Origin of the sequence: Rhodococcus wratislaviensis, assembly GCF_900455735.1 — a bacterium.
Lineage (GTDB): Bacteria > Actinomycetota > Actinomycetes > Mycobacteriales > Mycobacteriaceae > Rhodococcus_F > Rhodococcus_F wratislaviensis.
In genome coordinates this window covers 788,072-800,545 of record NZ_UAUI01000011.1, presented here as the reverse complement: position 1 = coordinate 800,545, position 12,474 = coordinate 788,072, and the positions used below count along the sequence as shown (strand labels likewise).

11 protein-coding genes are annotated in these 12,474 nt (G+C 66.5%); 3 read left to right on the top strand and 8 right to left on the bottom strand.

Annotation, left to right across the window (positions count from 1 at the left end; genetic code table 11):
• Nucleotides 1–89: 89 nt before the first annotated feature.
• Genes DTA22_RS17395 through DTA22_RS17380 form a run of 4 tightly spaced genes read right to left on the bottom strand, consistent with a single transcriptional unit; the run spans nucleotide 90 to nucleotide 4,388 of the window.
• The gene (locus DTA22_RS17395) at nucleotides 90–890 is read right to left on the bottom strand and encodes an SDR family NAD(P)-dependent oxidoreductase (RefSeq protein ID WP_037231187.1); all 801 of its coding nucleotides are present in this window, start codon (nucleotides 888–890) and stop codon (nucleotides 90–92) included.
• Nucleotides 887–1,843 carry an acyl-CoA dehydratase activase gene (locus DTA22_RS17390; protein ID WP_037231188.1) on the bottom strand — a complete coding sequence of 319 codons (957 nt, stop codon included), beginning with the start codon at nucleotides 1,841–1,843 and terminating at the stop codon, nucleotides 887–889. The genes DTA22_RS17395 and DTA22_RS17390 overlap by 4 nt, the downstream gene beginning before the upstream one ends.
• 3 nt (nucleotides 1,844–1,846) lie before the next feature.
• Complete coding sequence (locus DTA22_RS17385; protein WP_037231190.1) at nucleotides 1,847–3,187, bottom strand: 2-hydroxyacyl-CoA dehydratase subunit D; 1,341 nt, start codon at nucleotides 3,185–3,187, stop codon at nucleotides 1,847–1,849.
• Nucleotides 3,188–3,215: 28 nt separating this feature from the next.
• Nucleotides 3,216–4,388, bottom strand: coding sequence for a 2-hydroxyacyl-CoA dehydratase subunit D (locus DTA22_RS17380; protein WP_037231193.1), 1,173 nt, complete (start codon nucleotides 4,386–4,388; stop codon nucleotides 3,216–3,218).
• Between the two features lie 157 nt (nucleotides 4,389–4,545).
• Between DTA22_RS17380 and DTA22_RS17375 the strand changes: the two genes are divergently transcribed.
• Together DTA22_RS17375 and DTA22_RS17370 are read left to right on the top strand one after the other, a co-directional pair.
• Nucleotides 4,546–5,652 carry a CaiB/BaiF CoA transferase family protein gene (locus DTA22_RS17375; protein ID WP_037231196.1) on the top strand — a complete coding sequence of 369 codons (1,107 nt, stop codon included), beginning with the start codon at nucleotides 4,546–4,548 and terminating at the stop codon, nucleotides 5,650–5,652.
• 48 nt (nucleotides 5,653–5,700) lie between these two features.
• The gene (locus tag DTA22_RS17370) at nucleotides 5,701–6,570 is read left to right on the top strand and encodes a PaaX family transcriptional regulator (RefSeq protein WP_112300246.1); all 870 of its coding nucleotides are present in this window, start codon (nucleotides 5,701–5,703) and stop codon (nucleotides 6,568–6,570) included.
• 65 nt (nucleotides 6,571–6,635) lie between these two features.
• On the opposite strand, the gene DTA22_RS17365 is transcribed toward DTA22_RS17370, so the two are convergent.
• Genes DTA22_RS17365 through DTA22_RS17350 form a run of 4 tightly spaced genes read right to left on the bottom strand, consistent with a single transcriptional unit; the run spans nucleotide 6,636 to nucleotide 11,827 of the window.
• The gene (locus DTA22_RS17365) at nucleotides 6,636–8,072 is read right to left on the bottom strand and encodes an aldehyde dehydrogenase (protein ID WP_112300245.1); all 1,437 of its coding nucleotides are present in this window, start codon (nucleotides 8,070–8,072) and stop codon (nucleotides 6,636–6,638) included.
• A 35-nt stretch (nucleotides 8,073–8,107) separates the two neighbouring features.
• Nucleotides 8,108–9,214 carry an NAD(P)-dependent alcohol dehydrogenase gene (locus DTA22_RS17360; protein WP_112300393.1) on the bottom strand — a complete coding sequence of 369 codons (1,107 nt, stop codon included), beginning with the start codon at nucleotides 9,212–9,214 and terminating at the stop codon, nucleotides 8,108–8,110.
• A 58-nt stretch (nucleotides 9,215–9,272) separates the two neighbouring features.
• Nucleotides 9,273–10,502 carry an NAD(P)/FAD-dependent oxidoreductase gene (locus tag DTA22_RS17355; protein ID WP_112300244.1) on the bottom strand — a complete coding sequence of 410 codons (1,230 nt, stop codon included), beginning with the start codon at nucleotides 10,500–10,502 and terminating at the stop codon, nucleotides 9,273–9,275.
• A gap of 2 nt (nucleotides 10,503–10,504) precedes the next feature.
• Nucleotides 10,505–11,827 (bottom strand): cytochrome P450, encoded by a 1,323-nt coding sequence (locus DTA22_RS17350; protein WP_112300243.1) that lies wholly within the window; start codon nucleotides 11,825–11,827, stop codon nucleotides 10,505–10,507.
• A gap of 325 nt (nucleotides 11,828–12,152) precedes the next feature.
• Between DTA22_RS17350 and DTA22_RS17345 the strand changes: the two genes are divergently transcribed.
• Entirely contained in the window at nucleotides 12,153–12,473 is a 321-nt protein-coding gene (locus tag DTA22_RS17345) for a 2Fe-2S iron-sulfur cluster-binding protein (RefSeq protein ID WP_112300242.1), read from the top strand.
• Nucleotide 12,474: the final 1 nt, after the last annotated feature.

Below are 12,474 nucleotides of genomic sequence, written 5' to 3'. Positions count from 1 at the left end.
GTCAGAAGAAATGTAATACAAACACGGAGCTGGTAGCTGCGGATTTGTCAAATTTCCAAGGGTGGGATGCCGATTGTTCACCGACCACCTCATCCCGCCGAGATGCCGCCGTTCGGACTCACCGCTTGACCGGTGATCCGACGGGCCTGCGGGCTGCACAGGAACAACACGAGGTCGGCCACGTCGGTCGGCTCGGCGACCCCCAGCGACGCCAGTCGTGCAGCCTTCTCGAAGAGCTTCGCGCTGAACGGCTCGGCCATGACGCGGTCGTAGGCGCCTGTGTCCCGGATGAGCGACGGTGTCACCACGTTGACGCGGATGCCGTCTCGTTTGGCCTCCATCGCAAGCGTTTTGGAGAACATCACGATAGCGGCCATCGCGGCCCCGATGACGGACTCACCGGGGGTGGGGTGCTTGGCGGCGTCGGAGGCGATGTTCACGATCGCGCCGCCGTGCTTCGCTCGCATGTGCGGAAGTACGGCGCGGCACATGTTGAGGGGACCGAGGGCCTGCTGCAGCAGGATGTCGGGAACGTCTTCGGGTGGAGTCTCGTGAAAGAGGTTCGGCGTGAACGCGCTCACCGTGCTGTTGATCAGGATGTCGGCAGGTCCGAGCGACGCACTCAGTTCCTCGGTCACCCGAGTCGCTTCCGTCGGGTCGTTCACGTCGCCTGCGGCGAAGAAGGCCCAGACACCCGACGCGAGTGATCGGACCTCCGTCGCCGCCTTCTCTCCACGCTCGACATTGCGGCCGACCAGACCGATGCGCTGGGTGCCCGCCCGGACCAACTGACGGGCGACCTGCAGGCCGACTCCTCTGGTCCCGCCCACAATGTAGACGGTGGCCTCGGACAGGTCCGGCACCCAGACTTCGGGTGTATCTGTACTCATCGGATGTTCCTTTGCAGTTCGAGGGGCACCGGTTCGCCGGTGCCGGGATGAGGATGGCCGGGGCTGCCGTCGCAGTCCTGGCAGTGGGGCGTTCCGGCCGACAGACTCTCCTGGAATTGTTCCTCGGTCGCGCCGTCGGATGGTGCGGGTGAGACGGTTCCGCCGGCGTAGTCGTCACGCGCCAGCAGTCCGGCACCGTACGCGCCCGCGATCTGGGGCTGATCGAGTACTTCCACCGGGTGTCCCAGCGCACGCGAGACGTGCAGACGCGCGGCCGGGTTCTTCGCCACTCCGCCCGTCATCACCGTCGGCGTTGCCTTACCCACCTGCGCCACCAGTCCGAGTGTGCGCGCCGCGACCGCTTTGTGCACCGACGCCGCGATGTCGGCCTTCTCGCGGCCCTGCGCCAGCAGTGAGATCACCTCGGTTTCCGCGAACGTGGCACACATGCTGCTGACTTCGAGGGTTTCGGAACCGGTGAGGGCGAGTTCGCCGACCGCGCTGACGTCGACTTCGAGTGCCCGAGCGAGCACGTCGAAGAAACGGCCGGTCCCGCTCGCGCATCGGTCGTTCATGGCGAAGCGTTCCACGAGGCCGTCGTCGTCGACGATGATGGCCTTGCTGTCCTGTCCGCCGATGTCGATCACCAGTCGCACACCCGGGTGCAGGGCCGCGGCACCGCGGGCGTGGCAGGTGATTTCGGTGAACGTGCGGTCGGTGCCGGGCACCAGTTTGCGCCCGTAGCCGGTACTGATGGTGCGGCGGATGTCGGCCCGCGCGACGCCCGCGCCGGCCATCGCACCGTCCATCGCGCGCGCGACCGCCTCCCGGCTTACCGCGCCCATCTGGACGACGCTCGACCCGACCAGGTCACCGCCCTCGTCGACCACAGCGGCCTTCGCCGTGGTCGACCCGAGGTCGACGCCCATGACGAACCAACTTCCGGTTGCCATTCGCTAGACCACTGACTTCATCCGTTGTACGTCGATGGCCTCGAGCATGGCCTCCAGACGACTGTCGAACAGTTCGTCGTTGTAGAACGAGGCGTCGGCGACGTCGCCCTCGAAGAAGAACGACTTGACGCCACGCTCCGACTCGGCCGCGCGGGCCAGCATCGTCTGCGGATTAGTCATCGCCCGGCACGTCCGGGTCGAGTGGAACGCGATCCCGTCGATGGAGTACTCGTCCAGCCGCCGGAGCAACAATTCCTGCAGGTTTTTCAATCCGTGGTTCAGCGGGCAGAGCAGGTAGTGCTGGGCCATGCCGCGGAGGGGATTGTCCACATCGATGAGCTGCGGCTCCTGCCAGAACGACTCGTGGGTGTAGCGACCGGCGACGACGGCCACGTCGTACTCGGCGAACTTCCGGGTGAGGAATCCGAGCTTGTTCCAGTTCATGATGCCGTCGAAGTACACACGGTAGCGTTCGTCCGCGACTGCGCTGACCCCGTCGGCGACCCGTTGTTCGAGTTCGGCCTTCACCCCGGCGAAGTAGTCGACGAGCCCCTGGTTGCCGGGCAGGAAGTTGATCGGTGCGATGCTCGCGACCCAGTCCCAGTAGGTCGCCGGAGTGGGGGCCTGCGTGCAGAGCGCCATTCCCTCCAGGCGCAACTCGGACGCGCGTTTGATGTAGGACATGCTCTCGCTGAGCGCATCCCAGTCGAACGGTCGCCCGGTCTGGTGCTCGAGGAAGGCGATCAGCTCGCGCAACTGCCCCTCGACATACTTGCCGACCTCGTCCCACTCCTCGCCCCGCATGTAGCCGGCGTCGGGCTTGTTGCCCCACAGCATGGGAATGGACACGTTGAACAGCGGGAGCTTGCGATCGAAGACCCGGTACGTCATGGCATCCCACTGCTGGCCGGTGCTGCATCCGGCGTATCCGTTGACGAAGAAGTCCGGGGCCGGCAGCTTGCTTGCCAGTTCCTGCTGGTCGACCATGCCGACCACACCGGTCTCCCGTTCGGCGGCGGATTGGTGTGTCAGCACGGCGCAGCCCAGATGTGTTCGCGCGTAGGAACAGAGCTCACCGATATAGCCGTACTCGGCACCTGCTGCCTGGGCCGGTCCTTCGAGGTGCTGTGCGGCCAGGCGGGCGGCGAACGCTTCGCCGTGACACCACTCCAGGCCTGCGGCCTGGAACAACGGGTTCAGCGCGGCACCGTTGTACCAGACGACATGCTTCCCGCGTTCTTTGGCCGTGAAGATGTTCTCCCAGTAGTCGGCCACCATCTTGCCGCCGACCTTTGTACTCGACAATCGGCGGGACTTTTCCTTGCTGGTCTGGTCGATCGGCATTGCGAACTCCTCTGAGGGTGAGTCGAATTCAGGACGGGACGGGTGCGAGCTGACGGCGAATGCGTTCCACGAACGTCTCGATCTTGGTGCGGAGCGTCTCGACGGGGTTGCCTTCGTGCTCGGTCTCGAGCAGCAGGAGCGGTATTCCGTGCGCGTCGAGCGCCTTGCGCAACTCCGGGTAGTAGAGCATGTGGGGTTCGCAGAACTTCGCCATCAAGACGACGACGCCGTTGGAGCGGCTCTTCTCGAGTGAGTCGATCAGGTAGGTGTCCCAATCGACCTCGACGGTGACTCGTGTGGGGCACGGGGCGTTGTCGTTGCGGTCCAGGTACCACTCCGACAGCGCCGCCAATGGGTCGCCGTGCTCGGGCACGTCGGTCGAGATGTACCGGAATCCGGTGTACAGGTCATCGTCGACGACGATCACTCCGGATTCCTCGATCACATCGAGAACTTCGGGGCGAGGGGCGTGGCAGAAGTGACCGGAGAGATGCAACCGCACCAGATCGTCGGGCGCGTCGGCATGGGGATCGAGGCGATCGAGGAGGCGGCTCAGCGCGGCATTGTGTTCTTCGATGTCCATCACCATGCTCGACTTCACCAAGACCTGCATGTCGCTCGCGGTGATGCGCGCACGGCCGGCGCGCCGCAGGTCGTAGAGTTCCCGGAGCAGGCGCCGATTCGTATTGAACAGCCGAATACTCTGGGCGAGAGCCTCGTCCGTGATCGTGGCACCGACGACAGCTTCGATCTCGTGCTTCAATTCGTGCACTCGGCCTGCCACCCGCGGCTTGGTCCACGGATCGTCCATCGCGCTGGTGAATTGCGCGAAGTGCACCGGTTTCTCGGGTCGAGCCCAGCGGATCACGTCGACCGCGCCGAGGAGTTGCACACAGTGGTCGGCGGCGACGAAGCCGTCGAAGACGTCGAGTTCACCGACCGCGGCTTGGTCGGCGACACTACGTGTGTAGCCGCAGTAGAACTCGGCAAGCAGGTTGCGCCCCTCCGTGATCGGGGTGCGGCTCTCCTGCACGATCACCGGCAGCGCGCCTGCTGCGTGCACGATCTCGGACGGAAAGTTCATCGGAAAAGAACCGATCACTCGCTTACCGCGCTTCGCTTTCCACTCCCGGGCGTAGGAGACCGGGTCATCGGCGGTGGTTCGCAGCGACGACATGACGGTCGGATCCAGTTCGCTCACATCTAGCCTCTCGACTTCGTGGACGGTGACACCGCGACGACTGACGAACTGCGTCGCGGCGACCTGACTTGAGATATTACGTTATTGGATAGATAGTTTCCATACTTGTCAAACATCAGTCGTCGGCATAGCCGCGGCGTCCCCATCGGAGGTTCCTGTGAAACGTGTGCTGGATGGACTGAAGATCGTCGAACTCGCCGGGATCGGCCCGTCGCCTCACGCCGCGATGCTGCTCGCGGACCTCGGTGCCGAGGTGGTGCGAGTCGAGCGTCCCGGGGGTGTGACGCAGTTGCTGCCCGTGGACAAGGACGCGGGACTGCGGAATCGCCGCTCCGTGAGTGCGGACCTCAAGGTTGCCGGCGACCTCGCGAAGGTGCTGAAGCTGGTCGACAAGGCCGACGTCCTCATCGAGGGTTACCGACCGGGTGCGGCGGAGCGTCTCGGCATCGGTCCCGACGTGTGCCGCGAGCGGAACCCTCGGCTCGTGTACGCCAGGATCACCGGGTGGGGTCAGGACGGCCCGCTCGCGCCGTACGCCGGCCACGACATCAACTACCTCGCACTCAGCGGTGCGTTGAACGCCATCGGACGGGAGGGTGAACGGCCACTCGCACCGCTCAACCTGGTCGCTGACCTGGGCGGCGGTTCGATGCAGGCCGTCATGGGCATTCTCGGTGCCCTGTACGCGCGTGCGCAGACCGGGGTCGGAGATGTCGTCGACATCGCGATGGTCGACGGGGTGAGTGCGCTCATGACGATGTTCTGGACTCTTACCGAGAACGGGCTGTGGTCCGATCGGCGGGGCTCCAACGTCATCGACGGTGGAGCGCCCTTCTACGACACCTACGAGTGCGCCGACGGGCGGTATATCGCGGTCGGCGCGGTGGAACCGGTCTTCTATGCCCAGCTACTGGAGGGGCTGGGACTCGACCCGGCGGGTCTGCCGGATCAGTACGACGAGTCGGCCTGGCCGACGCTGCGGAAGAACTTCGCCGAGGTATTCGCCGCGCGGGGCCGGGACTCGTGGGTGCAGGTGTTCGCCCGGCTCGATGCCTGCGTGACACCGGTGCTGTCCCTCGACGAAGTGCCGGATCACCCGCACATGTCGGCGCGCAACACGATCGTGAGTGCATTCGGGCAACGCCAGCCCGCCGCGGCGCCACGGTTCGCGAGCGCGCACGACGCAACCTACGACGCGCCCCGAACGCCCGGCGCCGACACCGAGGCCGTCTTCCGTGACTGGGGTGTCGATGACGATCGATGACCGGCCCAGCAGGGGTGTCGTGGCACAGGGGCGACCCGATGCGCGACGATGACACTCATGTCTGACTCGAAACCGTCCGACTCGAAACAGGTGCCCGCACCCGACAGGGAGGTGGCGTCGACCGGCAGCGCGCGGTCCGTCCTCGTCACCGTGCTCGGCGACCTGGTCGAACCCTACGGGCAGCCGGTGCGGACGGCTGCGCTTCTCTACGTCCTCAAAGGACTCGGGTACGGGGAGCATGCCGCTCGGCAGGCTGTCGCGCGGACGGGTTCCGCGGGCCTGATCGCCGCCGACCGGAACGGTCGCGAGACGCTGTGGACGTTGACGGACAAGGCGCATCGGCTCTTCACCGAAGGTGAACTCCGGGTGTTCTCCACCGACGTGGACACCACGCAGTGGGACGGTCGGTGGCTCGTCGTGAATGTGCCGATTCCGGAGTCGCACCGCTCGACCCGCAAGAAGCTGTATGCCGCGCTGCGGTGGGCGGGTTTCGGGAATCCGGCGCCCGGCGTCTGGGTCACACCCCACGTCGATCGTGCCGCAGAGGCGGCGAGAACCATCGAGGCCCTCGGGTTGGCTCCCAACACGGTCTCGTTCGTCGGGGAGCTCGCCATCCCGGGGATTCCCGAGGGCGAACTCGTCCGCCGCTCATGGGATCTCGAAGCCGCCGAGGAGGAGTACGACCGACTCCTCGACCGGTTCGACGCCCGCACGTTCGAGCCGGGCGACGAGTTGCTGTTCGCACACCTGGAACTCGCGGACGCGTTGCGGCGCATGCCCTACATGGATCCCCGACTGCCCGAGGTACTGCTGCCCGACTGGCGCGGGCTGAAGGCCGCACGGCGGCTGCGGGACCTGCGTGCGGAGTGGACCCCCACCGCGCACGCGCACTGGCGTCACATCGCCGGTCTCGACTGACGTCGCTCCGTGGGGGTCACCCCGCACTGCGGCCGTACGAGGTGTCGTACGGCCGCACCCACCGGTTAGCGCACGTCGAGGTAGATGCTCTTGAGTTGCTGGTAGCTGGCGAGGCCCTCGGGTCCGAGTTCGCGTCCGAGGCCGCTGTCCTTGATGCCGCCGAAGGGTGCGGTGGGGTCGTTGGAGTAGCCGTTGATGCCGACGGTTCCGCTGGCGACGTTGCGGGCGAACGCGGCGCCGCGGTCGGGGTCGGCGGTCCAGATGGAGCCGCCGAGTCCGTAGTCGGAGTGGTTGGCGATCGCGATGGCTTCGGCCTCGTCGGTGTAGGGGATCACCGACAGGACGGGTCCGAAGATTTCCTCCTGGGCGATGGTGTGCCCGGTCTCCACGTCGGCGAAGACGGTGGGTTCGACGAACCAGCCGTGGTCGATGTTGTCGGGTCGGCGGCCGCCGGTGGTGACGCGGCCGCCGTCGGAGCGTCCCTTGTCGATGTAGCTTTCGACGCGGTGCCGTTGCCGGGCGGAGACGAGGGGACCCATCTGGGTGGTGTCGGACAGCGGGTCGCCGACCGACAGGCCCCTGGCGAGGTCGGTGATGGTGTCGACGATCTCGGTGTACCGCGAGCGGGGTGCGAGGACGCGGGTGCCGAGCCAGCAGATCTGGCCGTTGTTGAGGAGGGTTGCGGCGTAGAAGGATTCGAGGTTCGCGGCAAGGTCGGCGTCGTCGAGGATGACGGCGGCGGATTTGCCGCCGAGTTCGAGGGTGACGGGCCGGAGCAGTTCGCCGCAGGTGCGGGCGATGGCGCGGCCGGCCCCGGTGGAGCCGGTGAAGGACACCTTGTCGATGCCGGGGTGGGCGACGAGGTAGGCGCCGAGTTCGCGGCCGCCGGGGACGATGTTCAGCACACCGGCGGGCAGTCCCGCGGCGATGGCGGCCTCGGCCATGAGAAACGCGTCGAGCACGGTCTCGGGGGAGGGCTTGAGGACGACGGTGCACCCGGCGGCGAGGGCGGGGGCGAGTTTGAGGAACGTGATGGCCTGCGGCACGTTCCACGGGACGATGGCCCCGACGACGCCGATCGGGGAGCGGGTGACGAGGGTGGATCCGCCGAGCATGCCGGGCCGGATCTCGTCTTCCTGCTTCGCGGCCATCTCGGAGTAGTAGCGGAGCAAGACAGGTGGGAAGCCGCCCTCGAACTGCCGGGCGAGGGTGATGGGCATGCCGTTCTGGCTGCTCACGCGTGTCGAGGTCTCCTCGGCGCGGGCTTCGAGTTCGTCGGCGAAGCGGCCCAGCACCTCGGCGCGCTGTGCTGCGCTCCATGCCGCCCACTCGGCGAGTGCGGCGCGTGCGGCGTCGACGGCGTCGTCGATGTCCGTCTCGGCGCCCTCGGGGACCGAGCCGATCTGCTGTTCGGTGGTGGGGGAGATGACCGGGATGGTGGAGGCGCCGGACGGCTTGGCCCATCCGCCGCGGATGTAGAGATCGGTGTAGTCGATCGTCATCGGGTGTCCTTCTGGGGAGGTTCGGTGAGGGGGTGTCAGTCCTGCACGAGCACGGGTTTGAGGACCTCGCCGCGGTGCTGGGCGTCGATCGCGTCGTTGATCTTCGCGAACGGGAACGTGGTGACGAGTTTGTCGAGCGGGAACCGGCCGGCCTTGTACAGCTCGACGAGTTCTGGGATGAACTCGTCGGGGACGCTGTCGCCCTCGATGATTCCGGTGATCGTCAGACCCATGGCGAGGGAGTTGATGATGTTCAGCGGCACGGACGATTCGGGGTCGGCCGGTACACCGATCAGGCCGACCTTGCCGTGGAAGGTCATGGAGCCGACGAGCGATTCGATCACGGCAGGGACGCCGGAGGTGTCGATCGCGTAGTCCACGCCGGCGGGGATGATGGCGCGGACCTGCTCGGCGACCGGGCCGGCGGCGGGGTCGAGGGCGTGGGTGGCGCCGAGTTCGAGGGCGAGGTCACGACGAGACTGGTGGGGTTCGACGGCGATGATGGTGGTGCAGCCCTGGACGACGGCACCCATGACGGCGGCCAGGCCGACCGATCCGGCACCGGCGACGAGGATCGCAGATCCGGGCCGGCAGTTCAGGGAGCGCATCACGGCGCCGGCGCCGGTCTGGATGCCGCAGCCCAGCGGTGCGAGGAGTTCGGCGGGGATGTCGGTGGGCACTTTCACGACGTTGCGTTCGAACGCGAGGCTGTAGGTGGCGAACGAGGATTGCCCGAAGAACAGGCCGGTCAGGGATTCGCCGTCGGGGGTGGTGATCGGGCCGGTGCCGTCGTCGCGGACGCCGTCGTAGGCGAGGTGCATGAACTGGTGGCAGTAGGACGGTGCCCCGGTGGTGCACGAGGGACAGGTGCCGCAGCTGTTGAAGGTGATGGCGACGCGGTCGCCGGGGGCGACCTTGGTGACGCCGTCGCCGATTTCGCGGACGATGCCGCAGCCTTCGTGGCCGAGGACGGCGGGCAGTGCGGTGGGGAGGGCGCCGTCGCGGGCGGCGAGGTCGGTGTGGCAGATGCCGACGGCCTCGATCTCGACGAGTACCTCGCCGGTCTTCGGTCCGTCGATGGTGATCGGCTCGAGCGTGAACTCGGTGTGCGGTTCTCTCGCGACTGCTGCGAGTGCTTCCATCGTCATGTCTCCATGTCTTGTGCGGCCGGCCCGGTGGGGACGACCGGAATCGAAATGCTCAGAGGACGGCTTCCCGCAACGAGATGGCCGGATCGGCGAGAGCGGTGGGATCGACCTTGCTGCGATTGCCGATGAACTTCTTGCCTGCCATGAATTCGCTTGCGGCATTCACGGTCTCGACGGCCACCGGGACGCCGTCGCTGTCGAGGTGGAACAGGGCGAAGGACGAATCGGACGGGTTACCGCGCAGGACGGCCCTCGTGTCGGGGCCGACCATACCTGCCATCTTCATCTTCAGGTCGAACTGATCCGACCAGAACCACGGCACCTCGTGCGGCGACAGCGGCGTCCCCGTGATGACCGACGCCGCCTGCTTCGCCTGTTCGACTGCGCTGGGGATGCTTTCGAGTCGCACCATCTTCCCGAGCGTGTCGTGCAGGCGGTAGGTCACGTCGCCGATCGCGAGGACGTGTGGATCGCTGGTGCGTGCCGAACCGTCCACGACGATCCCGGTGAGGCACTCGATGCCCGATTCCCGTGCCAGTGTGTCGTTCGGGATCGCGCCGACGCCGACCAGTACGAGATCGCAGGGGATTTCGGTTCCGTCGCCGAGTTCGACACCCGCGACGCGACCGCTCTTCTCGGTGATTCCCCGGACCTCGGCACCGGTGAGGATGCGAGTGCCGCGGTTTCGGTGGAAGTCGGTGAGAGCGGCCGACAGTTCGGGGCTCGCGACCCGCGCCAGCACCCGGTCTTCCCGTTCGATCACCGTGACCTCGCATCCGCGGGCGCGGGCCGAGGCGGCGACCTCGAGTCCGACGTACCCACCACCGATGATGGCGAGAGTCGATCCGGTGTGCACGGCCTCCCGTAACTGCGTGGCGTCGGCGAGGGTACGCAGGCTGAGCACACCCTCGAGATCGCTCCCCGGCAGCGTCAGTGTCCGCGGCGCGGCGCCCGTCGCGAGAACGAGCGTCGTGTACTCGAGAATGTCACCGGACGCCGTCGTCGCGGTTCGCGCGTCCCGGTCGATCCGGACGACCGGATCACCGAGCAGCGTGTCGATCTCGTTGTCGGCGTAGAACGATTCCGGCTTGAGCCACTGGACGAACTCGTCGTCGGCGTACTTCTTCGACAGCGGCGGGCGGTGATAGGGCGGATGGGTTTCGTCCCCGCACAGGACGATCCGACCGTCGAACTTCTGCTGCCGCAGCATGCCGGCGAGAGTGCCGCCGGCATGCCCGGCGCCGACGATCACCACGGTGGGTGTGGCTTGTGACGTGACCATGATTACCGGGCGAACTCGATCTGGACGGGCATGTTCTTGAGCCCGCCGACGAAGTTGGTCTGAATCATCTTGGTGTCGTCGACCAACTCGACCGACTCGATGTGGGGAAGCAGTTCCTCGAACATGATCCGCAGTTCCAGCTTCGCCAGGTGCTGACCGATGCACATGTGCGGGCCGTACCCGAACGCGATGTGCTTGTTGGGCCTGCGGGTGATGTCGAACGTGTCGGGGTCCGGGATGACGTCCGCGTCGCGGTTGCCCGACTGGTACAGCAGCATGAAGCGGTCGCCCTTCTTGATCTCGCGACCGCGCAGCGTGTAGTCCTGCGTCGCCTGGCGCATGAAGTGCTTTACCGGGGACGCCCAGCGCAGCGATTCGTTGACGATGTGCGGCGCGAGCGCCGGGTCCGCCTTCGCCTTCGCGAGGAGTTCGGGGTTGCGGCCGAGTTCGAGAATGCCGCCTGCGAGGGTGCTCGAGGTGGTGTCGTGACCCGCGGTCGCGATGGCGATGAAGTAGCCGTAGGCCACCTCGTTCGGGTAGTACTCGCCGCTCTCGTCGCGTGCCACCGAGATGATCGTCGCGAGGTCGTCCTTCGGGTTGGCCCGCCGGTCCTGCAGCAGCCGCTCGAAATAGGCGTAGAAGTCCTGAATCGTGGCCACCCACTGCTTCGCGGCGGCGTCCGGGGTGAGCGGCTCGACGTCTTCACGCGCAGCGTCGGGATCGGCGGTGCCGAAGAATTCCTGCGTGAGGGCCATCATCCGGGGCTCGTCCGACTCCGGTACCCCGAACAGGCTCATGATGACGTGCAGGGGGTAGTGGAGGGCGAAGTCCTTGACGAAGTCGATCCGACCGTCCGTCTCCAGGAGCCTGCCGACAGCGGCCTTTGCCAGGTCGCGGATGACCGTTTCCCACTTCGCGAGGTTGGTCGGCCGGAACCAGTCCAGTGCGATGTCCTTGATCGCGGTGTGCTCCGGCGGGTCGAGGTAGGTGAGTGTTTCGAGGATGCGAAGGCTGCCGTTGTTGATGCTCTTGGTGAACTGGTCGCCGGCCTGGTTCGCCAGGATCGGGTTGACGGAGCCTTTGTCCTCGCCGCCCGCGCTGGTGAAGATGCCGGGCTGGCGTTCGATCTCCATGATGTCGGCGTGCTTGCTCACCAACCAGATGGGGTCGTAGCCCTCGACCTCGGCGCGGCCGAGGGGGTTGTTCTCTCGTAGCCAGCGGTAGGCCTCGAACAACGCGTCGTTGTCCCGGTGTCCCTCGGGTAGCACGATCTGACGGGCGACGGTGTCCGGAATCAGTTCCGTGACCTGCTCTGTAGTGCTCATCAATTCCCCTTCGTGGTGCAGTGAGTTCCGGCGCCGTCTGTCGCGGCGCCCTCGCCGACTGGAGTGACTTCAGCCTGTCAGCCACGAGGGTGAGGGGCATCACACCATTGATCGAAAGTTGTCCACCTAACGGGGTATGTGTGCTGGGTCACGTGGGCGGCGGCGGGCTCCTGCAGCGCAACTTCACCCCACCGGAGGGGGGTAATCCGTCGAAGTGGTGATGTGCCGGATCAGTGACCCGCGACACAATTGCCGGTACAGAGCGCGGCGGGATCCCCGGAACGGTCCGCGCAGATGTTCACCGATCAATCCGAAGGAGATCGCCATGCCCACCGTCGTATACCAGCTCCCCGACGGCTCGACGTCGTCCGTCGACGTCCCCGCCGGCCAGAGCGTGATGGACGGGTCGGTACGAAACAACCTTCCCGGCATCGTCGCCGAATGCGGCGGCAGCTGCTCGTGCGCCACGTGCCATGTGTACCTGGACGAGGACTCCGCACCCGCATTCGGGGAGCCGACGTTGGAGGAACAGGACCTTCTCGAGTTCCTCGACGGCGTCCAGCCGTGCTCTCGCCTCGCGTGCCAGCTCGTGCTGGCGCCGGACGTGGACACCGTCACGGTGACCGTGCCGTCCTCGGACGCCTGAA